The sequence below is a fragment of the Paenarthrobacter aurescens genome (assembly GCF_041549525.1).
GTDB classification, from domain to species: domain Bacteria; phylum Actinomycetota; class Actinomycetes; order Actinomycetales; family Micrococcaceae; genus Arthrobacter; species Arthrobacter aurescens.
The window spans coordinates 1,149,315-1,173,927 of the sequence record NZ_CP157456.1 but is presented as its reverse complement, the minus strand read 5'-3'; the positions used below and the strand labels follow the sequence as shown (position 1 = coordinate 1,173,927).

General features: G+C 60.2%; 26 protein-coding genes and 1 pseudogene. 19 read left to right on the top strand and 8 right to left on the bottom strand.

Annotated features, from left to right (window positions below; translation table 11 throughout):
• The first annotated feature begins 31 nt into the window (after positions 1-31).
• Both ABI796_RS05585 and ABI796_RS05580 read left to right on the top strand, forming a co-directional pair.
• Positions 32-1,276 (top strand): annotated as a pseudogene (locus ABI796_RS05585) (flavin-containing monooxygenase).
• Positions 1,277-1,327: 51 nt separating this feature from the next.
• A complete protein-coding gene (locus ABI796_RS05580) occupies positions 1,328-1,918 on the top strand; it encodes an HNH endonuclease signature motif containing protein (RefSeq protein WP_336623244.1) in 591 nt (196 codons plus the stop codon).
• Between the two features lie 29 nt (positions 1,919-1,947).
• Here ABI796_RS05580 and ABI796_RS05575 read toward each other — a convergent pair whose 3' ends face one another.
• The 3 genes from ABI796_RS05575 to ABI796_RS05565 all read right to left on the bottom strand — a co-directional run bounded on the left by ABI796_RS05575 (position 1,948) and on the right by ABI796_RS05565 (position 7,764).
• Positions 1,948-2,148, bottom strand: a complete 201-nt coding sequence (locus ABI796_RS05575) for a hypothetical protein (protein WP_303542419.1) — start codon at positions 2,146-2,148, stop codon at positions 1,948-1,950.
• A 315-nt stretch (positions 2,149-2,463) separates the two neighbouring features.
• Complete coding sequence (locus tag ABI796_RS05570) at positions 2,464-5,583, bottom strand: DUF3427 domain-containing protein (protein ID WP_373092934.1); 3,120 nt, start codon at positions 5,581-5,583, stop codon at positions 2,464-2,466.
• A gap of 1,167 nt (positions 5,584-6,750) precedes the next feature.
• Positions 6,751-7,764 (bottom strand): EamA family transporter, encoded by a 1,014-nt coding sequence (locus ABI796_RS05565; protein WP_246095747.1) that lies wholly within the window; start codon positions 7,762-7,764, stop codon positions 6,751-6,753.
• 87 nt (positions 7,765-7,851) lie between these two features.
• On the opposite strand from ABI796_RS05565, the gene ABI796_RS05560 reads away from it, so the two are divergent.
• Both ABI796_RS05560 and ABI796_RS05555 read left to right on the top strand, forming a co-directional pair.
• A complete protein-coding gene (locus tag ABI796_RS05560; RefSeq protein WP_141283135.1) occupies positions 7,852-8,355 on the top strand; it encodes a MarR family winged helix-turn-helix transcriptional regulator in 504 nt (167 codons plus the stop codon).
• A 23-nt stretch (positions 8,356-8,378) separates the two neighbouring features.
• Positions 8,379-8,996 (top strand): hypothetical protein, encoded by a 618-nt coding sequence (locus ABI796_RS05555; RefSeq protein WP_141283136.1) that lies wholly within the window; start codon positions 8,379-8,381, stop codon positions 8,994-8,996.
• A gap of 78 nt (positions 8,997-9,074) precedes the next feature.
• Here the strand turns inward: ABI796_RS05555 and ABI796_RS05550 are convergent, their stop codons facing one another.
• The gene (locus ABI796_RS05550) at positions 9,075-9,347 is read right to left on the bottom strand and encodes a hypothetical protein (protein ID WP_141283137.1); all 273 of its coding nucleotides are present in this window, start codon (positions 9,345-9,347) and stop codon (positions 9,075-9,077) included.
• Positions 9,348-9,947: 600 nt separating this feature from the next.
• On the opposite strand from ABI796_RS05550, the gene ABI796_RS05545 reads away from it, so the two are divergent.
• From ABI796_RS05545 to ABI796_RS05535, 3 genes are all read left to right on the top strand, one after another.
• A complete protein-coding gene (locus ABI796_RS05545) occupies positions 9,948-10,568 on the top strand; it encodes a papain-like cysteine protease family protein (RefSeq protein WP_246095748.1) in 621 nt (206 codons plus the stop codon).
• Between the two features lie 171 nt (positions 10,569-10,739).
• The gene (locus tag ABI796_RS05540; protein WP_141283138.1) at positions 10,740-10,979 is read left to right on the top strand and encodes a PLD nuclease N-terminal domain-containing protein; all 240 of its coding nucleotides are present in this window, start codon (positions 10,740-10,742) and stop codon (positions 10,977-10,979) included.
• 54 nt (positions 10,980-11,033) lie between these two features.
• Positions 11,034-11,363: a DUF6188 family protein gene (locus tag ABI796_RS05535; RefSeq protein ID WP_367998312.1), complete on the top strand. Its 330-nt coding sequence runs from the start codon at positions 11,034-11,036 to the stop codon at positions 11,361-11,363.
• Positions 11,364-11,475: 112 nt separating this feature from the next.
• Here ABI796_RS05535 and ABI796_RS05530 read toward each other — a convergent pair whose 3' ends face one another.
• On the bottom strand, positions 11,476-11,775 hold the full coding sequence (locus ABI796_RS05530) for a DUF4175 domain-containing protein (RefSeq protein ID WP_141283139.1): 300 nt from the start codon (positions 11,773-11,775) through the stop codon (positions 11,476-11,478).
• A 382-nt stretch (positions 11,776-12,157) separates the two neighbouring features.
• Here ABI796_RS05530 and ABI796_RS05525 point away from each other — a divergent pair, with 382 nt between their 5' ends.
• From ABI796_RS05525 to ABI796_RS05515, 3 genes are all read left to right on the top strand, one after another.
• Positions 12,158-12,670, top strand: a complete 513-nt coding sequence (locus ABI796_RS05525; protein WP_141283140.1) for a hypothetical protein — start codon at positions 12,158-12,160, stop codon at positions 12,668-12,670.
• Positions 12,671-12,884: 214 nt separating this feature from the next.
• Positions 12,885-13,463 carry an SMI1/KNR4 family protein gene (locus ABI796_RS05520; RefSeq protein WP_141283141.1) on the top strand — a complete coding sequence of 193 codons (579 nt, stop codon included), beginning with the start codon at positions 12,885-12,887 and terminating at the stop codon, positions 13,461-13,463.
• A gap of 380 nt (positions 13,464-13,843) precedes the next feature.
• Positions 13,844-15,031: a TerC family protein gene (locus ABI796_RS05515; protein ID WP_141283142.1), complete on the top strand. Its 1,188-nt coding sequence runs from the start codon at positions 13,844-13,846 to the stop codon at positions 15,029-15,031.
• Between the two features lie 120 nt (positions 15,032-15,151).
• Here the strand turns inward: ABI796_RS05515 and ABI796_RS05510 are convergent, their stop codons facing one another.
• Positions 15,152-16,516: an MFS transporter gene (locus ABI796_RS05510; protein ID WP_141283143.1), complete on the bottom strand. Its 1,365-nt coding sequence runs from the start codon at positions 16,514-16,516 to the stop codon at positions 15,152-15,154.
• Positions 16,517-16,709: 193 nt separating this feature from the next.
• Here ABI796_RS05510 and phnD point away from each other — a divergent pair, with 193 nt between their 5' ends.
• From phnD to ABI796_RS05485, 5 genes are read left to right on the top strand one after another with little or no spacing between them, the layout of a single operon-like run.
• Entirely contained in the window at positions 16,710-17,606 is an 897-nt protein-coding gene (gene phnD / locus ABI796_RS05505) for a phosphate/phosphite/phosphonate ABC transporter substrate-binding protein (RefSeq protein WP_170224893.1), read from the top strand.
• Between the two features lie 8 nt (positions 17,607-17,614).
• Complete coding sequence (phnC, locus tag ABI796_RS05500; protein WP_246095749.1) at positions 17,615-18,412, top strand: phosphonate ABC transporter ATP-binding protein; 798 nt, start codon at positions 17,615-17,617, stop codon at positions 18,410-18,412.
• Complete coding sequence (gene phnE / locus ABI796_RS05495) at positions 18,381-19,250, top strand: phosphonate ABC transporter, permease protein PhnE (RefSeq protein ID WP_141283146.1); 870 nt, start codon at positions 18,381-18,383, stop codon at positions 19,248-19,250. The genes phnC and phnE overlap by 32 nt, the downstream gene beginning before the upstream one ends.
• A 10-nt stretch (positions 19,251-19,260) precedes the next feature.
• Positions 19,261-20,028: a tyrosine-protein phosphatase gene (locus ABI796_RS05490; protein ID WP_170224894.1), complete on the top strand. Its 768-nt coding sequence runs from the start codon at positions 19,261-19,263 to the stop codon at positions 20,026-20,028.
• Complete coding sequence (locus ABI796_RS05485; RefSeq protein WP_170224895.1) at positions 20,021-20,668, top strand: TetR/AcrR family transcriptional regulator; 648 nt, start codon at positions 20,021-20,023, stop codon at positions 20,666-20,668. Before ABI796_RS05490 ends, ABI796_RS05485 begins: the two co-directional genes overlap by 8 nt.
• A 6-nt stretch (positions 20,669-20,674) precedes the next feature.
• Here ABI796_RS05485 and ABI796_RS05480 read toward each other — a convergent pair whose 3' ends face one another.
• Entirely contained in the window at positions 20,675-21,412 is a 738-nt protein-coding gene (locus ABI796_RS05480; RefSeq protein WP_141283149.1) for a GAF and ANTAR domain-containing protein, read from the bottom strand.
• A gap of 267 nt (positions 21,413-21,679) precedes the next feature.
• Here ABI796_RS05480 and ABI796_RS05475 point away from each other — a divergent pair, with 267 nt between their 5' ends.
• Both ABI796_RS05475 and ABI796_RS05470 read left to right on the top strand, forming a co-directional pair.
• The gene (locus ABI796_RS05475; RefSeq protein WP_246095750.1) at positions 21,680-22,096 is read left to right on the top strand and encodes a hypothetical protein; all 417 of its coding nucleotides are present in this window, start codon (positions 21,680-21,682) and stop codon (positions 22,094-22,096) included.
• A 149-nt stretch (positions 22,097-22,245) separates the two neighbouring features.
• Complete coding sequence (locus tag ABI796_RS05470; RefSeq protein ID WP_141283150.1) at positions 22,246-22,746, top strand: GNAT family N-acetyltransferase; 501 nt, start codon at positions 22,246-22,248, stop codon at positions 22,744-22,746.
• 30 nt (positions 22,747-22,776) lie between these two features.
• On the opposite strand, the gene ABI796_RS05465 is transcribed toward ABI796_RS05470, so the two are convergent.
• The gene (locus ABI796_RS05465) at positions 22,777-23,466 is read right to left on the bottom strand and encodes a hypothetical protein (protein WP_141283151.1); all 690 of its coding nucleotides are present in this window, start codon (positions 23,464-23,466) and stop codon (positions 22,777-22,779) included.
• 56 nt (positions 23,467-23,522) lie between these two features.
• Here ABI796_RS05465 and ABI796_RS05460 point away from each other — a divergent pair, with 56 nt between their 5' ends.
• Both ABI796_RS05460 and ABI796_RS05455 read left to right on the top strand, forming a co-directional pair.
• On the top strand, positions 23,523-23,954 hold the full coding sequence (locus ABI796_RS05460; protein WP_141283152.1) for a VOC family protein: 432 nt from the start codon (positions 23,523-23,525) through the stop codon (positions 23,952-23,954).
• On the top strand, positions 23,951-24,445 hold the full coding sequence (locus tag ABI796_RS05455; protein WP_141283153.1) for a DinB family protein: 495 nt from the start codon (positions 23,951-23,953) through the stop codon (positions 24,443-24,445). Before ABI796_RS05460 ends, ABI796_RS05455 begins: the two co-directional genes overlap by 4 nt.
• Positions 24,446-24,613: the final 168 nt, after the last annotated feature.

The window sequence follows — 24,613 nt, the reverse complement described above, 5'->3', positions numbered from 1 at the left end:
TGGAGTTCCTCCCGAGCGTAAACTCCACCCCATGGGAGCCGCCCCGGATACGGTCATCATTGGTGCAGGCCAGGCAGGACTCGCCACGAGTTACTGGCTGACTCACTTCGGCGTGGAACATCAACTCCTCGAGCGGCGGGAATCATTGGGCGGCGCTTTTCAGGACCGCTGGGACAGCTTCTACATGAACACGCCCAACCTCGCGCTGGACCTCCCCGGCATGCCGTACGACGGCGACGATCGCCAGGCGTTCATCCCCCGGACCGCTGCGATGAACCTCTTCAGGCGCTATGCCGAACTGATAGCGGCACCCGTTCACACCGGCGTCGACGTGACCAAGGCGTCCATCGCCTCCGGCGGCGACTTCGAGCTTGAAACGACTTTGGGCAGCCTGCGAGCTCGAAAGGTGGTCTTCGCAACTGGCGCATATCAGGTCCCCAAGATCCCTGCCATCGCTGCCTAGCTCCCAGCCGGTGTGACTCAACTGCACACCCACGATTACCGCAATCCGCAACAGTTGCCGGAAGGTGCGGTGCTGATTGTGGGCGCGGGGCAGTCGGGCGGGCAGATCGCCGAGGAGCTTCACGCCACCGGCCGCGACGTCCATCTTTCCGTCTCCATGGTTCCTGAAGCGCCGCGCAGGTATAGGGGCCAGGACCTTATCTACTGGATGCTTGAGACCGGCAAGCACGGCCCCGACTACGGAGTCAACGGCCTCACCACCCAGGCGCTCCCCTCCCCCGCGCTGCGCTTCGCCCCCAACCCGCTGCTCTCCGGCATCGACGGCGGCCACAGCATTCACCTCCGCGAGCTGGGACGTCGCGGTATGCACGTGCACGGCCACGTTGAATCAATCGACGACGGCGACATCACCTTCAGCGACGACCTCCCCGAACGTCTCGCGGCAGTTGAGTCCTTGTTTGGACAGCGTTCGGGCAGAGCCATTGACGCTTACATCGCGGCGGCTGGGATTGATGCGCCGTCGCAGCCGCCCGTGGAGGCGGATGACTGGCTGCCAACTGGGCCCGCTCAGTTGAACTTGGCCGACGCCGGCATTACAACCGTCCTGTGGGCCACCGGGTACAAGCTCGACTTCAGCCTTATCGACCTGCCGGTGGTGGACGAGTGGGGCTACCCGAAGCATTCCGGCGGCGTGATGGAGCAAGCTGGGCTGTACGTGGTTGGGCTGCCCTGGCTGACCCGGCACTACTCGGCGATCGTTGGCGGTGTGGGGCTTGATGCGGAGTACGTGGCGGGACGAGTTGCTGGGGACTGATATTTCACGAACTCGCCCATAAAAGCCATGTAATGCTGCTAGCCTCACGGCATGACAATGGGCCGGTCATTTCAGAATGAATTGCAGCGTATCTATTGGACGCGCCAATCCCTTCGCCTGTTAGTCGCTGTGTCTGCGTTATGGATGTTTGCGGCAATCTACCTGTTCTTTGCAAAGCAGCGAGTCATCAGCGCTTCCGATACTGACTCAGTCTCAAGCGTTTCACAGGAAGTGTTTGGCGGCCTCTGGCTTGCTATAAGCCCGCCCACCGCAGCGATTGTGACGTTGTTAGTTGTGGCTGTTGTGTTGCGGGCAAAAGACGTTCGTCGTCGTGATCCGCAGCGACGGTTCACGCGGTACCAACGACATGAGGGAATGATGCGAGCATCCGGGCGTTGCGAGCTGGAGTCGGGCTTCGGGCGGCGTTGCTCCCGGGCTGCAGAACACGGAGATCACTTCTATCCCTGGTCCAAGGGTGGAGCGACTTCGCTACAGAATTTCGTCGCGGCCTGCAGCCACTGCAATCGGCGTAAGGGCGCCCGAATCCCCAGCCCTTGGCTAATATCGCGCCTTGAGCGACGGCGAGCTTCGTATGTAGGAACTGGCCAAGCGATTCCGGTGGGTGAACGACGAAGCCTCTAAAGGACGCAACTCGCGTTCCCTTGAGCAGCCTACGCGCTGCCTCGCGTCTCTTCCGCGCCCTGCCGTCTTTCAAGAATCACCCAGGCAACGATCGTAGGGGCCCCGATAAGCACTAGGAGCGTCATGGTCCAGAACCCGTCGATTACTTTTGCGAATTGCAGAGTCAAAATTGTCAGCAGCAGGATCGTTGCTGCGATATTCAAAACGCGGATCTTACGTGTAGTAGTCATTTTCAAAATCGTCCCCCTACGATGTCGTCCAAGTAGCCTAACGCCTTGTGTCAGTAAGCCATGAGAACGCGGTGTCCCTCCACGGAATCCGGGCGATAGGGCCTGGCGGTCATGCCATATGCACTTCTTCATGCATCGCGTCGAAAGCCCAAAGGGGCGTGAGTTCGTGGCAACCCAGTTACGACTGACCAGCGTTTTCGCTGTACTCAAACACATGGGTCAACAATTGAACCCTAAGCTCGATGTTTGGCTGGCTGAACTCCGTAGTCAACGGCACACGATTGAGCGAAATATGCACATCACATTGCCCCAGACCTATTGGGCCGCGGACCGTGCAGTAGCGAAGACATTTGCTGGCATCGGACGCTGCAGCTTCCACGTGATCGCAATCGGCTTAGTCCCTGAGTGCTGGACGATGTCAACTTGCCCGAGACAAGTATAAGGAACCGTAAGGCCGGTCTCATCATCTGCCGTGTCACGTGTAAATAGGACGATCTGCGAACCATGAGCGCGCCGATCCAGATAACGCTTGCCGGTTGGGCTCGTCGGCGAGGTGGCATTCTGCGACTCCCAATGAAATAGCTCGAGACTGATCGCATAGTCCTTGTACATAGTCGTCGCCGAATGCTTTCGGTCGTCTTTGTGCAAGGTAACAAAGAAGGCATCCGTTGCCGTCCCCGGGCACCAAGCAACCCCCTCCCGGTGCTTTACATTTTTTCCGAGTTCCAGGGAGCCATATTGAAGGGCAGCGAGAACTTCTTCACGCCGGTACGTCGCGTGCGACAACAGGGGAATGTGCTGGAGCCCAGCCCCGAGACTGTTGCCGGCGTGCTTCGAGGCTGCAACGCCTAGCTGCACGACTTGGCGGATCTCACTGCATACAAACCCATACGCGCGAAGGTGGTCCAGTCCGTCGTCGTAGGTCTTGAAGCCACCGCCGTCGTCCCAAAGTGTGTAGAAGAGCATTCTTGCGAAGGTCTGCTCTCGCGCACCCAGTTCGGCGTAGCGGGGCGCGTCAGCTGAAACCAGCATGGAATAGGCGTCAGCGCGTTCCGGATCATCAACGTGAATCAGAGCAGCCATCCGCCCCAATAGCTTTTTCTCCTCGGCGTCGGAATGATCGTGATGCAGGTTCTTTAGCACCGATTCCAAGCCCGAGAAGCCATCAATCAGTTGAGCTTGGCGAAGGTAGCCGGTCCAAGAGTCTTTGGTCGAGCGGTAGATGGTCTTTACGTCGTTGCCCGATTCCTGCAAGTACTCGGCGAGCTCGGTCTTTCCATACGAAGCGATGTCCCTGGTCAGTTGATTCCGGCTGTAGCGCAGCTGGGCTTTGATGTTGTCCAGCACAACCTTCTGGGCCACGCGGTCCAGCATGATTTGTGACCCGGACGGAAGAAACGGGAATTCGTCCTCCACGGCCTTCTCGAGTTGCTTGCGTCCGTAGCCTGTAAGTGCTCGGTAGCGCAGATCGAAGCGGAATTCACGACGCTGTTGGCCGATGAAATCCAGGACCGTAAGCACAGCCTTGTCATCGGCGCGGCGCAGACCCCGACCCAGTTGTTGCAGGAAGATCGTCGCGCTCTGCGTGGGCCTCAGCATGAGGATGGTGTCTACTTCGGGGATGTCTAGACCCTCATTGAAGATGTCCACTGCGAAAATGCAGTTGATTTCGCGGTTCCGCAGCTGATTCAGAGCAGCAGCACGCGCGCTCTCCTCGGTGCCGCCGTCCACCGCAACCGAGACGATGCCAGCGTCGTTAAAAACTCTGGCCATGTAGTGCGCGTGCTGAACCGAAACGCAGAAGCCGATCGCGCGCATGTGTTCGGTGCCGATGACCTTGTCCCGGAGCTCGCGAATCACCTTGGCAGCACGAGCATCGTTGCCGGTATACAGGCGGTCAAGTTCGGCGGTGTCATAATTGCCGCGCTTCCACTCCAATCGGCTGAGATCTACATCATCAGAGACACCGAAGTAGTGGAACGGTACTAGGAGGTCAGCGTCCAGCGCATCCCAGAGTCGGAGCTCGCTGGCCGTACGCCCGTCGAAGAACTCCTTGGCAACGTTCCCGCCGTCCCCACGTTCCGGCGTTGCAGTGAGCCCGAGGAGCTGCTGGGGTTCCAGATAGTCGAGCAGTTGGCGGTAACTAGGAGCTAATGCGTGATGGAACTCGTCTATGACGACTACGTCGAATTGGTCGGCTTCGAAGTTCCGGACCCCGAGCGCAGCCAGCGACTGCACAGATGCGAAGACATGCGTCCAGGCCTGCGGCTTATGCTCACCAACGTAGAGTTCGGCGAAGGAACCGTTCTGCAGGACATTGCGATAGGTGCTCATGGACTGCTTAAGGATCTCTTGCCTGTGGGCCACGAAGAGCAGAGACAGCGGCCTCCCAGCTGCTCCACAGAGGCGCTTGTAGTCGAGCGCAGCTATCACGGTCTTACCGGTTCCGGTCGCTGCCACAAGGAGATTCTTGTTGTATCCCTTGGACCGTTCAGCTTCGAGGTCCTCGAGCATTTCTTCCTGGTGCAAGAACGGCACAACTTCGAGTCCGGTGACTCCGCTTGGGACGGACGTTCGCTTCCCGCCGTTGCGTTCAAGCGCCGCATCCAGCTTGTCGCCGTCACGGTTTGGATCGTACGGCTGGAAAGCCTTCTGCTCCCAGTAGCTGTCAAACGTGACCTCAAACTTCTTCAGCAGCTCCGGCGTCGCGATTGAACTCAGGCGAACGTTCCATTCCAGCCCGTCCAGCAGGGCGGCTTGGCTCAAATTGGAGCTCCCCACGTAGGCCGTGTCAAAACGAGTGTTGCGCCTGAAAAGCCAGGCCTTCGCGTGGAGACGGGTGGCTTGGGTTTCGTAGCTGATCTTCACTTCGGCGCCGTATCGACGGACGAGCTCATCGATCGCCCGGCGTTCAGTGGCGCCCATGTACGTGGTGGTGATGACTCTAAACTTCACACCTCGCTCGTTCAATTGGTCCAGGGCGGGCTCCAGGAGCCTCAAACCCGTCCAGCGGACGAAGGCGCAGAGCAGATCAACGGTGTTAGCAGAGTCAATCTCGGTTCGAAGCTCAGCGGCGAGGTTCGGGTCGTCCTTACCGTTTGTGAGCAGCGCTGACTCGCTGAGCTTCGTCGTGGGGCGCCTCGGCTGGCGTCGTTGAAGGGCGTCCGGCTTGTGCAGAGAGAGTAATTGACGAGGACCCGATGTGACTCGGTTATCGGGCTGGAGCTGTGACAAGAGTCGGTTAGCCAGGGTCACACGATCCTCTGGCTTGGCAGCCGTAAGTGCACCCTTGACCACGTCAGCTATATGACGCGAAAGCACTTCGGGGCTGTCTGCCTGATCGACATCACTGACGACCGCATCAAGTTCCGGCAATAACGACAAGCTGGATTCGATGCTCGATGTGTGCAGTAGCTCATATAGTCCCTCAGGCAGCGCCGTGCCCCCGAGTCCCCCATCAAATATGTTCACTGCGCCAGGGTATTAGGTTGGGGTGACAATGGCAGGAGACTCGCGTGCGAAGCCCTCAATTAGCATTGCCCCATGACAATGTCTGTGGGTCTTCTCAGACTGGCCTCGAGCGGGTCGGTGTCGTTCGCTGTGGAACGGCCGCAGCGACGAACGGTACACGTTTTTACGTAGTCGTCTCTAAGCCCGATCGGGAAGCCTATAAGCGGCACGCCCCATTTACCGGCCCTTCCGGCCCTCCATGAGGTGTGCGTCAACCGAGTGATTGACGGAACACGCTTAGTATTCATGAAGGTGCTGCTAGAAGTGGGGCCTTGAAATGGACTCCGCGAAGCAAATACTAAAACCGCCGACCGAATACAGGAGGAATTGTGCCCGTCTTTCTTGACGAACTTGCTCTTAGCGTAGCCAGATGCAGTGAGCTGTCTGCGGCCAACCATCCGCAAACGGGTCGTGAGCATCCTTGCCACAAGATTGTTCGTTCCCAGGACAACCATGCGGGGGCCTTTCAAGTTCCGGAGGCTTGGGCGGGGAACCTCGGAAAAGCACAAGTTGTTTTTTTGTCCTCGAACCCTGCGATCAGCGCTGGAATTCCGGATGCAAAGCTGCCTTCCAAAAGGTTCGCGGAAAAGTATCCGACTACAGATTGGTCGGACACCGATATAGCGGACTTCATGATCAATCGCTTCAGTCCCGAGCATGTTTGGGTTAGTGAGAGACGACACCGGAAAGTAGACGAAGCGCATGTTGCCGGGGGACCGATGTGGGGGTCAAAGGAACGCTACTGGGGATGGATCGAGAAACAAACCAACGCGCTACTTGGAAATGACATCCCCTGGTACGAACGCTCAGTCATGACCGAGGTAGTGCACTGTAAATCGGCAAACGAACAAGGAGTGCAGGAAGCGGTGCAGCTTTGTTCTGCCAAGCACATGGGGCGAATATTAGAAGCGTCACCCGCAGGACTGGTCGTCGTCGTTGGTGGAAAGGCCGCTACAGCGCTTCGGTCTGCCAATCCGTCGGCCTTCGTGGACAGGCCACAGTTCGGTAAACAGGGTCCGGACGGTCTGCCCGATCCCAAACAGAACATTTTCGAAATGCACGTAGGCGGGCGCTCAAGGCTTGTTTGCTTCATCAAACATCCGAGTGCCTTCGGCGGTTCAGCTCATCTTCAGTCGACCTACGCACAGGACTTTCACGTGCTCCAAGAGGCCGCGAGCATTTTGCCTCACTAGTTCCCGGGGCAGAGACATCCACCACGGAGTAGGCCGGCGTTACCTCGGGCTTCCGTATACTACCCGCCCCCTGAACCAACCCCACCGCCCCTAGCACCAACACAGCCCCCACAACCTGCCACGCGGACAACGACTCCCCCAGGAATACGAACCCCAGCACCGTCGCGACCAGCGGGCTCAGAAATCCCAGAAACGAGACCACCATCGTCGGCAGCCGCTGGATACCCCGGAACCACACGGCATAAGCGACCAAAGCTCCGATCACGCTCAAGTAAGCGAAGCCCGCCAGGTTAGGAACAGTTACTGAGCCCGGCAACCCCTCAACCATCAACGTGACCGGCAGGAGCATGACTCCACCCATCGCCAACTGCAGGCCGGTAAACCCAAGCAGCCCCACGCCGTCGGGCTTTCCCCACCGCTTGGTGAGCACAATGCCCGCCGCCATGCTGAGCGCCGCCGCCATCCCGGCCAGCACACCCACAAAAGTAAGCGTCGCGTCGGATCGCAGGACGAGCAAGCCAACACCGGCTGCTCCCACCGCGCAGGCAACGACGTGCATCAGACGGATCCGCTCCCCCAGAAGCAGCACGCCCAGGAAGAGTACGAACAGCGGCTGGACGGACATCACCAACGCGGCGAGCCCGCCGGGTAGCTGGTACGCGGTGAAGAACAACAGGAAGAAGAACAGCCCAATGTTCAGCGCGCCCAACGCCGCGGCTTTGAACCACCAACTCCCCCGCGGCCACGTCCGGGTGGCCAGCATCAACACGAGCCCAGCCGGCAGGGCCCGAACGGTTGCGGCGAGGAGAGGTCGGTCGGCGGGGAGGAACTCGGTAGTCACCAGGTACGTGGAGCCCCACACCATCGGTGCCAGGGCGGTGATGAAGAGGTCGCGAGGGGACGCTTTAGTCATTGTTCATTTCCATACATTTCGATGTCGAACTATTTGATGTAGGACAATGTAGGTGCTGTACTGTTTGAGGTCAAGCACGGGAGGGAAATGGACCGCGACGCAGTAGACCTGATTCTTGAACAGTGGAACAAGGAACGCCCCGATGTGGACGTCAGCTCCATGGGCGTTCTGGGTAGGCTGAACAGGGCCAGCCGCCTGGCCTCACTGGATGTACAGAAGTTCATGAAGCGGTTCGGGTTGGAACCGTGGGAGTTCGATGTCCTGGCAACGCTCCGCAGATCGGCCGCCGAAGCTCCGCTCACGCCCGGGCGGTTGGCTAGCCTCACCATGATCGGTTCCGCGGCCATGACCAACCGCGTGGACAGGCTCGTCACCCGCGGGCTCGTTCACAGGGAGACCAACCTCGAGAACCGTCGGCAATTGCTGATCAGCCTCACCCCCGAGGGTCGCACCTTGGTGGACGAGGTGGTGGAGCACCACGTGGAAAATCAGCAACGGATGCTCGACGGACTGTCCCAGACCGAGCGCACACAGCTCGCCAACCTTTTGCGCAAGTTCCTGCTGACAAACAACGACGGCGAACCCTCCTAAGCGGGCTCGTGCAAGGATGAGGCGTGGACACTTCTCCTGAGAACCTGGCGATCGCGATCGGAAAGGCCATGGGCGGCGGAGAGGGAACTTCGTACGACGGCACCTCATACTGCCAGAGTGGAAACTACCTGGTGCGCTTCGCCATCTCGGTGCACCCAAGGGCCTTCATGTGGTCTGCCAAAGAGCTGCCGGACGGAAGCACCCGAACCTTCGACCGCACAACGCTCACCATGCAGACGGATGGCGCCGATGATTTCAGCCTTTCAATTGACCGCATCCCGTTTTCCTTTCCTGAAGCCGTCAAGCTCTGCTTCCCCCTTTCCCTTCCCATCTGGGGCCGGCACATGGACCGCTATCATCCGGTCGCTTCCGAAGTACATGGCCCGGACACAACCCTCCTGCTGAGAGACCGCACGGACCCTACCGTTTTTGGGTCCTTTACGTTCGAAACGGAGAGTGGGATCGCGAAAGCACTCATTACGCCGACATCCATCCTGCGACTGGAGCGCGAGCCCCGCCCGGAGAACGGAAAGTACGACTTCGGGTTCGTTGCCGGGTTTGCCGGGGATGGCCCGGGGAGAAGGCGCCGCGACGAGAACCGAGACACACAACCCAACACCAGCAAGGACACCACCAACTAGTCACTAGTGCTAGTTGAACTGGTGTTGTTCGCTGTGCCGCTGATCGGCCTGATGGGTTGGCTGTATGCCAAGCCCTGGCTAATACACACCACGGGTAGGTAACCAACATCGCGATTCTGTACGCCTACCGCCGCCTCGCATCTTTTCCGCGCCCTGCCGTCTCTCAAGAATCACCCAAGCAACTGTCGTCGGGGCCGCGATAAGCAGGAGCAGCGTCATAGTCCAAAACCCGTCGACTACTTTTGTGAACTGCAGAGTCGAAACGATCAGCAGCAGGGCCGTTGCCGCGATATTCAGAACGCGGATCTTGAGCGCATCATTTTCAGAATCGCCCCCTACGATGTTGTCCAAGAAGCCTAACCTTTAGGTCCCAATGGCACCCGCAGTCCGCCTCGCACCTGCGCGAAGCCGTCCAGCGAGCTGGACAGGTCAATTATGGATCAGTCCCGTAACGAACTCCTTCCCTGGCAAAGGTGACGGGCGAAGAAGAAGGACGTCAGGGACAGTTGGGGCCCTGTCACGGCCGGCGGAGACGTGGCTAGCTGTGGGACGCGCTCTACGCTCCCTTCAGGTCTGACTGCGGGGCAAGATTCCGGAACCCCGCGTCAGGAATGCCAGATCGGCCAATCCCGCGCCGCGACTCCCTGCGGCCGGGACAACTCCACGACGGCACCGGCCACATCGTCGACTCCGGCCAGAGGGACGAGGAACACCACTCAGCGGCAGAGTGCAGAATCGACATGGGAGTCCAAAAACTAAGTGGTCCTCCTGATGAAAACATGACGCCAAGAACCTATAATTTCTTGAAATAAAGCAATAATCGAGGATCACCGCCTCACGACCAACAGGCATTTGACATTAATATCTTTCTTGTAGTTGCCTATACGTAGGACTACAAATGCCTGTCCATTACGGTTGATTGGGTACTTCCGTGTTTGCTATTGTTTTTAAGTGCCGTTCCGCATTATCTATAAATGCGGGTGGGAAATGAACTTGCCGGCCTCAACTCGTCCGAATGAGATGAAAGAAAGCCAATTGGACCCTGTGATCCCGTTCTTCAGCTCCATGTTCAGCCACGACTGGGAAAATCTTGGGTACCCCAGCCTAAGGGCTGCCAAATTCTGGAACGGTAGGTCGTGCGGCGTGGCATGCCTCCAAATGGTCTATGCGGCACTCGTGCCTCACCGCCGATTTTTGCCTTCGACGATCACCGAAGAACTTCTTGCCGACGGGTCTTACAGTGAAGCCTCCGGCTGGAATCACAAGGGACTCGCCGAGCACGCACGACGTAACGGCCTTTCGGCCAGCACGGAGACTTTTGGCGCTCAGGAGCAGCTCGTTCAGTCGGTGCAGGAGGATGGCATATTCATTGCCTCGATCGGTCATTCCTTCGACTCGGACGGTGCCTCAGGGCATCTCGCGGTTGTCATAGGGGTAAGCAGTTCGGGCAACGTGCACGTCCATCGCCCTTCGAGTCATCACCTGACAACGGGGCGGGACTTAGTTGTTGATCTTCAGACCTTCTGGGAGCATTTTTCCGGCCGTGGGATTCGTATATCAAAATCCTCTTGAATCTCCGCTGTCGCCTAAGAGACACGCCCTCCTTTCTCGACCGTGGGCGAGGGCGGCCCCGCCATGGAATTCAATGCCAGCTCAGACACACAATCGAACACCAGCAAGGACACCACCAATTAGTCAATGGTGCTAGTTTGAACCGAAGCGACCGGACCGAGGGGGGACGGCTTGGAACCTTGGCAGTGGGCCCTGGCTGCATTGGCGGGCCTATCCGCGGTCTTCGTCATGGGATCGATCGCCTGGGCAGTCTTCGACGTTCTTCGGGACCGAAGTCTCAGCCAAACTGCAAGGCTCATGTGGGTACTGGCGTTGTTCGCTGTGCCGTTGCTCGGGCTGATGGCTTGGCTCTATGCAAAGCCCCGGCTAATGCACACCACGGGTGGCATCCGGCTACAAAAAACGCTGTAGGCGCGGAGTTGAGGAACTCGTGCGGACGGCAGACACGAGGATGGATGGGCGAGGATGAACAAACCAACAGGTGATCGGCCCCCGCTCCGGACATGGCCTACCGCTCCCGACACCATCGTGCGGTGCTTGGTCGATTATGGATTTAGCATCGAAACGGCGGGGGGCTTCCTCCTCAGGATTGGATCTGAGTTCAGCTTCAAGACTTCCAACGGCGTACGACATGAACTCGACCCAGCCAAAGAGCCAGCATTCCTGGGTCCTGCGCTTTCGATTGCACGCACCACCCTCACAGCTGGATTCGCGAACGACGCAGGTGCGCTGCATGTGGAGTTCGCGAACGGGAGCGAAATCGATGTCCCTGCAAACGACCGCTACGAGGCTTGAACTCTGAACGGACCTGAGCATTTTCTGCTCGTGTCCTCACCTGGCGGCGGGCTAGTGAGCTGGGGGCTGCCCACTTTCTAGCCCGTGGCCGTGCTGGACTTCAACCCACTCCTCAGTCCACGTCTACTTCATCTGATCCTTGTGCCGACTTACGCGCAGCTTCCTCCTTGCTTCGTCGCAGCACGTAGAGGCCGTAGAACGCGAATCCCAGCATTAGCGCCGCGGCTGCGCCCCACCACCAAACAAAAGGCTGCCAGAGAGCAAAATTGACTGCCAGCAGGAAGAACATAGCCACGTATAAGCGGGAAGGAAGCTTATTCACCTTCCCTTCCGCCATCCAGGTAAGGTCTCGCTGATCTGCTTCAAGACCATCATTGCTCCTAGTGAAGAACCACTTTGCTTTGACTTTCACAGCCTGCGCCCCAAACCCGCATCAAAGTGGTCAACACCCTGGAACTAGGTGCTACTTCGGCCAAGATAGGTGACGAAACGCCCAAAATTGAGTGCATACATACATCGCACCTAGGTACCTCGTCACCATCCGAAGAGTTAGCTAAACGGCTGGTACGCTCTGCCGCCGTACTTCGGCTCGACCATACCGGCAGGGCATTGTGGGTGCCCCGTCCTTCGCAATACCGTCCGTCGGATTCATAGTCTGGCTCAATGACAAACTCGGCCCAGTGGGCCCGAGTAGCTCCCTCGCATATCCAAAAGCTATAGCTGACTGGAAAAGCCCATGCGTCATGGCACCTTAAGTTGACCCAGGAACTCCAAAATCGTCGAGAGGCAGTGGTGTGGAGAAAATCAGTTCGGCTGCAATTGACCTGATTTCGGCGAGAGCTTTGTGGGTTATCAGGCAGGACGCTGCAACGGCCGCAATCTCGGCTGCGACTGAGGCTTTGCTCGAAGGGCACGACGGCCAGGGACTCCGAGAGCTTGCCGGAGCTTCACCACACATTAATGTTTTCGAGCTTCGAACTCTCATCGACGATGCCCTCAATGAGCTTGGCTTGGCAACAGTTGAGATGACCGACGACGAAGCGAAGCTCATAGTGGCCCACTTCTACGCCTGCCGGGCCGTCGAAGGCAACCCGCGGATACGGGATCTCACATCTTGGGCGCACAGGGTCGTCGGCCATCAAGGTCACCCTGTTGCCCAGGAGTTGGTTAACCTCGATGACGCCTATGGCGCATACGACGATGGGTGGGGTGAAGAACCCAACGCCATGCAGGTGATTGTTCGTTTCGTCGATGGGGCCCGCCTGGAGCTCAAGAGGTGGATACGAGCAGGACCGGCGAAGCAGTGAACAGCTGCGGCTCTGGATCCTGGACCGTCAACGGTCCGAAGATGTTGATTTGGTCTCTTCCCCGGCGGCGGCCTTGCATCGTGGGATTTGGGCCACCACTGATCGACTGCCAAACGTCGGCCAGCGCCTGGCACAAGGGCACCCTCCGCCGCCGATGTTCCCGAGTCATATGTAGCCTTTGGAATCAATGAAGACCCCATGCGAGATTTGCTCCATGAAACGTGACATGACCGCGTTGATGACGACCATCGATGAGTCCTTGGCGCAACTGCAACTTGGTGCATCAAAACTGCTGAGGCCTGGACTTCCCGCCCAAACCGTTACCGAAGAACTCACAGCACGTGGCCTTCGGCCCGGCGCAGATCTCATTGCCCTCTACGGATGGCACGATGGGACGAACTCAGACCCGGACGTACTTTTGAACGACATGTATTTGATGCCCGGCTATTACCTTCTTAGTCTTGCTGAAGCGTTGGAAATTTACGACCGATTCGTCAACGAGTACCACGAGAATTCTTCGTGGCTTCCACTTCTCGAAGACAACGCTGGGGGCTACGTATTCGTAGACTGCTCGGCGATCGACCATCAGCCGGTATACGACTTTAACTTCGAAAACGTTGAAAACAAGCTAAAGCACAACTCCATCAGGGACATGCTTGCAACTCTTGCCGCCGCCTTCACGCAGGGCATCTTCTACAAAGATGGAGATGGCTGGTTCGACATGAAGGACGACGCTTTTTGGAAACTAGCCGCGAAAATGAATCCCACTGCCCAGTACTGGACTGAAGACTAGCTCGAGTGGCCTCCAAAGATAGGCCCATGGGGCAGCAAGCCCTCGACGGCATGGGCAGCGGTTGGCCAGGCCTCCTCGACCGCATTCCCCAAGTTCTGGTCAGCGTCAGCTGATCCCGCCCCCAAAGCCGCCCTCCGCCGTCGTGCTTCAGTTAGAGTACGACGACCGGCCAACTGCCGCACGAACGCGAACAGTGCTACGACGACGTAACCTGGCCTCCCGCGATCTCCCGCAGCGTACAGAGGGAAGTACGCGATGAGGGACGTAAGAAACCGTTAGGCCGAGTTAGCGCCCGCACCGCCAGTCCCGGTAAATTTAAACCCACGAGTTTGACCCTCGGTGAGCAACACCAATCGCGCGCCTCACGAAAGCAGGATCACATGACCGTCTCTCCCCTCATCTGGGGCATCACCATCGTCGTCATTCTGGCGCTCTTGGCCTTTGATTACTTCTTCCACATCCGCAAAGCGCACGTTCCGTCGCTGAAGGAAGCCGCCATTTGGTCTTCCATCTATGTGGGATTGGCTGTGTTGTTCGGCATCCTCGTGCTGATATTTGGCGGCGGCCAGATGGGGTCCGAGTATTTCGCGGGTTACATCACGGAGAAGGCTCTCTCGGTAGATAACTTGTTCGTGTTCCTGATCATCATGGCGAGCTTCCGGGTGCCGCGTGAGGATCAGCAGAAGGTCCTGCTCTTCGGCATCGTGTTCTCGCTGATCGCCCGCACCGGATTCATTTTCCTGGGCGCCGCGCTGATCAACTCTTTCGCGTGGGTGTTCTACATCTTCGGCCTCATCCTCCTGCTGACGGCAGGCAATCTGCTCAAGCCCGGCGACCACGGGGACAATCAAGCGAACAACTTCATGATCCGGCTCGCCAAGAAGCTCTTCCACACTACGGATAAGTACGACGGCGACAAGCTCTTCACTACCGTCAACGGCAAGCGTGCCCTGACTCCCATGCTCCTGGTGATGGTGGCCATCGGCGGCACAGACATCCTGTTCGCGCTTGACTCCATCCCGGCAATCTTCGGCCTCACCCAGAACGTCTTCATTGTGTTCACGGCCACCGCGTTCTCACTGATGGGCCTGCGCCAGCTGTACTTCCTGATAGACGGCCTGCTGGATCGCCTCATCTACCTCTCCTACGGCTTGGCGGCCATCCTGGCGTTCATCGGCGTCAAGCTGATACTGCACGCGCTTCACGAGAACAACCTGCCGTTCATCAACGACGGCGAGCACGTCAACGTCATCGAAATCACCACTGGCCTTTCGCTCAGTGTCATCATCGGCGTCCTGATTGTCACCGTGGTGCTCTCACTGATCAGCCCGGCCGGCAAGGCACAGACGGCCATCAACAACGCCCGGCGTCACGCCGTCGATTATCTGGACCTGGACTACACCGCCGATGCCAACGAGCGTGAGCGCATTTACCGCGCGCTGACGGCCGAGGAGGCACAGATCGTCCAGATGCCGCTGAAGTACCGCAACAAGGCCAAGGACGTGGACGCCATCCGCGAGCAGGTGAAGGAAGCGCACCGCCAGCACGAGGCATTCCTCAACCGCTGAGAATCTGAGACGAATCGGGACCTTGGGATCACCCCGGGGTCCCGTTTCGATGCTCAGCTGCGCATTCGATGGTAGGAAACATCTAATGCGCAGCGAGCCATCTAAATGGAGCGACACCCCCTAAACCGCGGGCTTCCGCCACATCACAGCCAGCACCAGCACCACAGCGCTGAGGCCAAGCATCACCAGCACCATGATCCCCCAGTTCGCCTGATTCACGCCCGGACCGTACAGCACGCCGATCAGCACAGTAGCGGTGATGGCCCCGAGGTAGCGGCAGGTCTGAAAAATCCCGGCAGCCACTCCCCGTTCCTCGGGGCGGGCGGAAACGTACAGGCCTTGGTTAGATGCCGTGCTCACCACGCCATACGGAACACCCATGAGGGCGGTCAGCACGAACACCAGCGGTGCCCACAACGTCATGGTCAGGAAGCCGAGCGTTCCCGCCGCAACCGTCAGAATCAGCACCCCGGTGATCAGCACCGAACGCACGCCGAACCGCTCAATGAACCGCACGGTCAGCGGCGTCACCACAACCGACAACGCCGCAAGGGGCAGCATGAGCAGGCCCACCACTCCGGCGTCGTAATTCCCTGCCTCCTGCAGCAACTGCGGAAGGCCGAAGAACGCAAAGTAGTAGACGCCGCTGAACACCACAAACAGCAGATAAACCAGCAGCAACGGGCGGTTCCGGCCCAGCAGGCGGAGGTCCAGGAACGGCGGCTGGAAACGCAGCTCGCGCCAGGCGAATAGCGCGCCGATCACGGTGGCTGCGCCCAGCAGGTACCAGCGGTAGCCGGGCAGCACGTTGAGCAGCGCCATCATAGCCAGCATCAGCGAGGTGACGAAGGCAAGGATGCCGGGGATGTCGGAATCGCGGATCAGTTGGCCAAGTTTGCCGGTCTCGCGCCCGGAATCTGCGGGCGCGGTCTGGCGCACAACCAACAGAGCCAGCAAGGCGATGGGCACATTGATCGCGAACAGCGCCTGCCAGCCCACAAGGCTCACCAGGAGCCCACCCACCACAGGCCCAACGGCGGCGGCGGACGTATTGGCCATCTGGATCCGCCCCAGCGGCCTGGTGGAGGGCAGGTTGGCCAACTTGCTCAGCTCGGTGACCATCACGACGGCGGACGGGTACGCCGTCGCGGTCCCTACAGCCATGAGCGCGCGGGCTACGCAGACCAACGCGAAGTTGGGGAGGAACGGCGCGATGGCGCAGGTCACCGCCACCAAGGCCATGCCAAACATGAACAGGCGGCGTGGGCCGAATCGATCAGCGAGCCTGCCCATGAGCGGTTGGCCAGCCGCGGACGCCAGATAGAAGGACGTGATCACCCAGGTGACGGTGGCGACGTCGAGCTCGAAATGTTCGCGCAGGACCACCAAGGCCACGGCGATCATGGACGAGTTCAGCGGATTCAGCGCCGTCCCGAGGCTCAGCGCGGCAATCGCGAGGCCGGGGCGTGGTTTCTTGGCGGTCACCCGTCCAAGTCTGCTCCATGGTTGCCTCGGGTTACCAAACGGGGTCACTGGGCGGACTTCGTGGGCTACCGCCCGGCGAGCGCAAACAGTTAACCTTCCCGCCATTTCAAGTACGGCAGTCTCGTAATTCCGATTCAGATACTGCTGGTTTCGTAATTCCCGTCACCCCCAACACATGACGGAAGGCATCACCATGCACGCTCGTGCAGGCATCATTGCAACTTCGATTCTCGGCCTCCTGGCCGTCGGCGCCCTCGCCGGCTGTTCCGGCGACGCCAACGCGGCCGGCTCCAACACAAAAACAGAACTCGTCTTCGCCACCCCGCCAGGAACCGACGATCCCGACGAACAAGCCATCATGGGCCAACTTTCCACCATGGTGGGTGAAGCTTCCGGCCGAACGGTGAATAACCTCCAGCCGGCCGACTACCTCGGCGTTGTGGAAGCTGTCCGCAACGGATCCGTGGACGTCGCGGTCCTCAGCCAATTCTCCGCAGCCCTCGCGTACAAGACAGAAAGTGTGGATCCCCTCCTGGTATGGCCTGCCAGCACCGAACCCGCCAGCTTCTGCCTGGCCAGGAAGGACAGCGGCATCCAGTCCGCGGCGGATGTGAAGGGCAAGCAGGTGGCCTTCATCGATCCCGGTTCCACCACCGGTTACTTCATGCCAAAGTCGCTGCTTGCAAAGGCTGGCCTGACGGATGGCACCGATTACAAGAGCACCTTCGCCGGCTCGCATGACTCCGCCGTGCTGGCCCTGGCGAACGGGAACGTCGATGTTGCCTGCACCGCCCGCCAGCTCTACCCCACGTTCATCCAAAAAGGTGTCATCAAAGAGGACCAGATCGCCGTGATCGCCAAGTCCGATCCCATCCCCGTGGGCATCTCCATTGTTGTCCGCAAGGACCTGGACAACGAGGCCCGCGAAGCCCTCAAGGCCAAGCTTCCCGCACTCATGACCGGCAACAAGGAAATCTCCAAGACCTTCGGCATCACCGGCGAACCCACGGCCGATCCGGAGTTCAGCACCTACGCTCCCCTGGTGGACGTGGCCGAGTCCATCGGCGTGGACCTCCAGGACATCCGATGAGCATGTTGATGCCTGTTAAACTCACGACGACGGCACCCGCCTTGGGCGCCACGCCCACCGTTCGGGCGCGTCAGCTTCGGGTCCAGTACGGTGAGCAAGTTGCGCTCTCCGGGATTGATCTGGACGTGTACCCAGGAGAGGTCGTCGCCCTGTTAGGCCACTCCGGCTCCGGCAAGTCGACGCTCATGAAAACCCTCACGGGCATTGCACCCTTCACGGCCGACACTCTGGAAGTCGCGGGACGTCCAGTAGCCGAGCAGAACGCAACGGGCCTGCGGGAGTTGCGGTCCGACGTCGGGTATGTCTTCCAGCACTTCAACCTGGTGCCGCGCCTGACCGCCCTGACCAACGTCCTCACAGGTGGACTCCACACAGCCGGGCCCCTCAACGTGCTGGGAACCTTCAGCAGGGCACAACGGACCATGGCCCTTGACTTGCTGGACCGGGTTGGCCTGGCGCACAAAGCAAAACAGCCTTGCCGGAGCCTCAGTGGCGGTGAGCAGCAACGCGTCGCCATTGCCCGCGCGCTGATGCAACAACCGCGCCTGATTCTGGCCGACGAACCCGTTGCCTCCCTGGACCCTCGCCTCGCCGGGAACATCCTTGGCCTTCTGCGCGACATCGCCCGGGAAGAACAAATCCCCGTCATCGTCAGCCTTCACGTGGTGGGCCTCGCCCGCCGCTACGCCCACCGTGTCCTGGGGCTTCACTCCGGCGAGCTCGTGTTTGCCGGTCCCGCCACCAACATCACCGAAAAGGAGGTGCACCAGATTTATGGAAAAGACACTGAGCTCCTCGAAAACTGAGACTGCCCCGGAAAAACCCACTGAAAAGACCATCCACACCAGCCTCCCCGAAGCTGACCGGCTCCGCCTTTCCCGCCCCTTCGGCCTCCCCACTCCGCGCGGCGCTGCACTCTGGGTCATCATTGCGGCTGTGCTCATCTGGGCTGGAATGGGCGCCGGATTCAATCCCGAAAAGCTCCTCAGCGGCATCCCGAACATGGGCAACTTCCTCAGCCGCCTCTTCCCGCCCACGTTCGACAAGTGGGGCATCATCATCAAACTGCTCGTCGAAACATTGCAGATGGCCTTGGTGGGAACGGTCCTTGGCGCGCTGGCGTCCCTGCTGCTGAGCTTCGGGGCGGCCAGCAACATCGCACCCCGATGGGTGTACGCATCCTGCCGCGCCGTGCTGAATGTACTACGCTCCATTCCCGAGCTGATTTTCGCCCTGATGTTCGTCTCCGCAGTGGGCCTGGGACCCTTCGCCGGCATCCTCGCAATTGTGCTTGGCTCCATCGGATCCATCGGCAAGGTCTACGCCGAGGCCATGGAATCCGTGCAACCCGGGCCCGTAGAAGCGCTCACCGCGGTGGGTGCCAACAAACGCCAGATCATCAGCTACGCCGTCCTCCCCCAGGCCGCACCGCTCCTTGTCAGCTACACACTGCTCCTGTTCGAAGGCAACGTCCGCGGCGCCACCATCCTTGGCCTGGTGGGCGCAGGCGGCATCGGCTTGGAGCTCACTACCGCAATGCGCATGTACGATTACGGACACCTTTGCGCCATCATCATCAGCATCGTGGTGCTGGTCACCATCATCGACCGGGTCAGCGCGTTCAACCGTGCGAAGCTCAGCTAGGAACACACTCTTGGAAACTCTCGATCTCGCTCCCGTCAACCTGCGCGACCTCGGCGGCCTGCCCGTTTCCGGTGGCACCGTCCGCCCCGGCGTGCTGCTCCGCAGCGACGACGTCTCCGTGATGCCCGCAGCTTTCGCCCAACAAATGATCGACGACGGCGTCACCTCCGTGATCGACCTTCGCTCGGCTGAAGAAGCACTTATGACCGGCCGTGGCCCCTTGACGGTACCCGGGGTGAACTATCACCACCTCGCGTTGACCGCCTCGGTATCCTCGCCCGAGGACATCAGCCACGAAATGATGTCCGCAGCCACCACACCTGAGCACGTTGGGGCGTGGTACGCGAACCTGCTGGAAACCCAAGCCCGGCAATTGGCTCTCGGCGTCACCCTGGTAGCCATGGGCGAGGGTGCAACCGTCTTCCATTGCGCGGCAGGTAAGGACCGTACGGGAGTGTTCGCCGCCGTCGTGCTTTCAGCTTTGGGAGCCACGCCGGCAACCATCTCCGCAGACTACGCAGTGACGGCCACCCGCCTGCCCCAGTTGTTCCCCCGGCTCCGGGCGATCATGGGCGGGCTCATGCCGGACCGGGTCCTGGATGAGGAAGCCATCAAGGGCATGGGCGCCATGATGGGGGCGCACGCGGAATCGATGGAGGCCATGCAGAGGATCCTCGTGGAGCGGCATGGAAGTGTGCTGGAACCAATTCGGCACGCGGGTCTGTCGGAGGCCACCATTGCAATGCTTCGCGAACGACTGGTGGTTGACGATGCCTGATGCCGTGGCTTCTGTGGCTCCCGCTCCGGTGGCTCCTGCTGCTGCTGAGCGGCGGCCCGGCCGGCCACGCGACACCGCACTGGAAACCACGGTCCTGTCCGCCGCGGTGGAGCTATTGCTGGAACGGGACACGCGGGATGTGACAATTTCTGCCATCACGGAACGTTCTGGCGTTAGCCGTGCCGCACTGTACCGGCGTTGGAGCAGCCGCGAGGAACTCCTGGCCGCGGCCTTGGACAGTGTCCGTTCCAGCATTGGCCTCAAGCGTGGGAGCACCACCCTTGAGACCATCCTGGCCTCGTACGAGGAAGCGGCAACCGATGTGGATGGCACTGTGGGCGCGCTGGTGAAGAAGCGCATCGCCATGGGCCTGGAGAACGATCACCTCCGCGCCCTGTCCTGGGAGCGGCACGTTTCCCGGCGCCGCGAACCCATCGCCGAGGAAATCAGGTGCGGCATCAGCTCCGGCGAGCTTTCGCCGGACGTGGATGTGGAGGCCATGATCGATCTCATCAACGGACTGTATTACTACCAGTTCGTGGTGCGGGCACCTGGGACCGACGCCAATAACCTCGAAGCCACGCGCAAGCGCGTGCGCAACGCGGTAACCCTTGTGTGGGAGGGCGCGCTGCGGCGGTAAATCCGGCTACTCCTCGAAGTGCGTGGTGATCTTTCCCGAGGAGACGGCGGAGATGATGGACTTGGCCAGGTGTCGCAGCTTGATGTTGCGGTTGCTGGACGCCGTGCGGAGGATGGTGAAAGCCTCGTCCTGGCTGCAATGGTTCTGCGCCATGATGGCCCCCACCGCGAGGTCAATCACAGTGCGGGACTGCATGGCTGCCGCAAGATCGTTCCGGGCGTCACTAAGTTGGGCAATTTTCAGGGCGAGCCGCAAGGACTTTGAAGCGTGGGACGCGAAGACTTCGGCCCGCTCGATGTCGTCATCGTTGAACGCGTCCGGCCGCTCGGAGTAGAGATTCAACGCCGCACGGGTATCGCCTTCCACCAAGAGCGGCACGCTGAGAATGGATCGGAGGCCGGAGTCTGAGGCGGCCTGCACATACCCGGGCCAACGGTGCTCGCGAAGGAGGTCCGGCACCATCACTGGGGTGAGCTTGTCCATGGCTGTGAGGCAAGGACCATCAAAGTCGTTTTGGAGCTCGTCCATTGCTTTTGCACGATCGTCGCTGCTGGCTGCGCTGGCTGCCTTCTTGCGACGCAATACGGTGATCCCGCAGAAGACGGGCGTTTGGTGGTGAGAGAGGCTTTCGGCGGAGAAAGCCGCGAGATCGCCGAGAAAAGCTTCGACGTCTTCGCTGCCCAGGACGAGATCCAAAAAGTATCCATTCTGGAGAGCTTCCTGCTCAGGGCGGGGGTTGACCATGCACGTTCCTACTGACTGAAATGCGTCCCCAGCAGACAGCAAAGGAGCGAATATTGCCGCCCTCTGCAAAACGGTCTGCAAATACCTTATCGCCCAACGATCAACGGTACAAAGTGCGGCTCGAGTGGTCTTGACCTGCGGATACATGAGGAACGGAGAGCCATTTGTCAACCCCGTGAAGGGTTTCGTATGTTCGCATAAGTAAGTAGGCTTACTAATGCAATCCGAGATCCGTGATACGGACGATTCGTGCAAAGGAGTCATCTCATGGGCGTTGAAGACAGCATCCGCAAGGCCACCGAAAACGCGATGGAAGATCTGGCCGGCACTTCCGATCCTGTTGACGACGGCCACGTCCCCGAGCCCGGCCGGAAGGACGACGACATCCAAGTTCACTCCTCCATCAGCGAGGGCTCCAACGCCATGGACGAGGACCTCTCGCCCCACAACAACCGGCCAAGCCACGCAGCTGGCGGGACAGCGCATCACAACAGCACCAACACCCCAGGTACGGAGACCGACGACGGCGACGCCCGCCGCGACAGCCAAACGGACGCCGACGCTTCGGCCACCTCGGGTGACGTCTCAGGTCCGGCCGGCCTGCCTACCGACGATCCCGATGACCTGCGCGCGGACCCTTCCGAGGGCGGCGGTGACCCTTCCACGAGCATGGGCCGCGGCTAGCTCGTTCAGCTCGTGTGTCTTCACCACCCTCTTTGATGGATGGCGGGCCCAAATACAGCCTCTTTTGGTTGTTTTTGTGGCTCGCCACGCTCAAAGTGGGTGGTGAGCGCACAGCACCCCGGTTGGCTTGCAGCCGGTAGGCTTCGGAAATGCTTCCCCGCCCCACAGCCCGGTTGCGATTCCGTGAGATGACGCTCGCGGACTTGGACAACATGAGTTCCATGCTGGGTGACCCCGACGTCATGACGTACTACCCCGCGCCGAAGTCACGGGAAGAATCCGAGCAGTGGATCGCCTGGAACCAGGCAAATTATGCACGCGACGGATTTGGATTGTGGATTGTGGAAACGCTCGACGGCGGGTTCATGGGCGACTGCGGGTTGACGTGGCAGTCAGTGAACGGCCGGCCCGAGCTTGAAGTCGGCTATCACGTTCGCCGGGACTTTCAGGGCCGGGGGTACGCAACTGAAGCGGCCCTGGCGTGTTTGGAATACGCCCGGGATGTTGTTGGTGCTGCTTTGCTTGTAGCCATCATCCACCCGGACAACGCAGCTTCGCGCCGCGTGGCCGAGCGCCTTGGCATGCGGCACCTCGAGGACGATCTCGGCGGTTCGATGGTCCGGACGGTGATGGGCGTCGAGTTGAGCTGAGGGTATGCCTCCAAATACGGCCCGACTGCCTCAAGCGGATCGGACGTCTGTGTCGGGTTCCTTGCGGGTGTCCAGCATGCTGATGATCTTGCTCTCGAGTGCGGCGACGGTCGCTTCCGGCAGGACGATCAGGCCATCGAGTTCCTTACGGGCGCGCTTATAGGCAGTTTGGCGCTCAGCGGGAGTGGCGGCCGTGTCCTCTGCAATGCGCAGGAGTTTCCTTGCAGTGGCCAGCCGTTGCCGCTCCGGTCCGGTGAAATTGCCGTCTTTAATGCGCCGGGCCTCGCGTTCTGCCACATCGAAAGCGAGTTCGTAACTGTGGACAGCCGCCCGATACTCAGCCAACCTGGCCGGCGTCGAGATTTCTTCAGGCCTGGCGGGACGCAAGCCGTCTGCTTCTTTCTTGGCCCGCAGGAACGCGACAGTCAGCGGTTCGCGGACGTCCGTCATGAGCGGGAAGTCGATGAGGTTTCCTACGTCCAACTCGTACTCAAGCCACCTGTGGTTCACGGAATCATGCGCAGCAATCAGCGAGACTACCTCGGCCTGGTTGGCTTCCTCGTGCACCGCGAGCTGGTTCTTCAACTTCAACAACTCCACCTTGCGCCGGTGCCGCTCTGCGCTGGCCTTGGACCACTGACTTGCCCAGCCGCCAGCCATCCCGCCGATAGGGAAAATGAGCCACCAGTAACTGCCAAGGAAGTCGAAGAGGGGTTCCACTGCTCCATCCTCCCACGCTTCCACCGGGTCTCAACAGGACCCGCTAGGCTTCCCCCATGGACCAGCGACTACATTTCCTCACGTTCGCCACGCCGGACCTCGACGCCGCGCGCGCCTTCTATAAGGACGGTCTCGGTTGGGATCCGGCCATGGACGTTCCCGGCGAGATTCTCTTCTTCCAGATTGCGCCGGGGCTGATGCTCGGCCTGTTCGACGCCGAAAAGTTCGATCAGGACCTCGGCGCCACTGAGCCAACGCCGGGGGTCAGCGGTGTGACACTCTCCCATAACGTGGGCAGTCCGGAGGAAGTCGCCAGCACCGTCGAGGCGCTGGCCGCAGCCGGAGCCACTGTGCTGAAGCCCGCCCAGGCCGGTGCGTTCGGCGGCATCTTCCACGGACACGTTAAGGATCCGAACGGGATCGTCTGGGAGATTGCGCATAACCCCGGCTGGAAGATCGACGACGACGGCACGGTGGTTTTCGGATGAGCGAACTCCCTCCGCCTGTTGCCGACGACGTCATCAACCAGAGTGCCCGCATGCAGTTCGACACCTTTCTGGACGAGCACCGCAGGGCACTGAACGCGAGCCTGGATGGGCTCACGGAGGAGCAAGCACGACGGCGGCTGGTCCCGTCGCGGACCACGCTGCTGGGCTTGGTGAAGCACGCAACTTTCGTGGAGAAGGTGTGGTTTGACGAAGCCATCACGCGAAAGCCCCGCGCTGAGATTGGCATCCCGGCGTCACCTGACGAGTCGTTCATCCTGGACGATCACGACACCATCGCCAGCATTCAAGCAGCCCACCAGGAAGCGAGCGAGGCGTCCCGGCGGGCGGTTGCTGAGTTGGGCCTCGACGATCTGCTGCTGGGGAACCGCCGCGGGCCGCTCCCCCTCCGATGGGTCTACCTCCACATGCTGAGGGAGCTCGCGCAGCACTGCGGGCACGCTGATATCCTGCGCGAGCAGATCACTTCGTAGCCGCGTACGCCCTTCCCGCTAAAAATGTCAGAGCCCCGTGGCAGATTTGTTCTATGGGAGCTATCGGGACGATCATCGCGCAGCGGATGGGGCTGTCCCGCGCTCCTGCGCTTCCACGCCGCGGCCCCCTTAGCTCTCTCGGCGTGCCGGAGAGACTGGCAGAGTTCA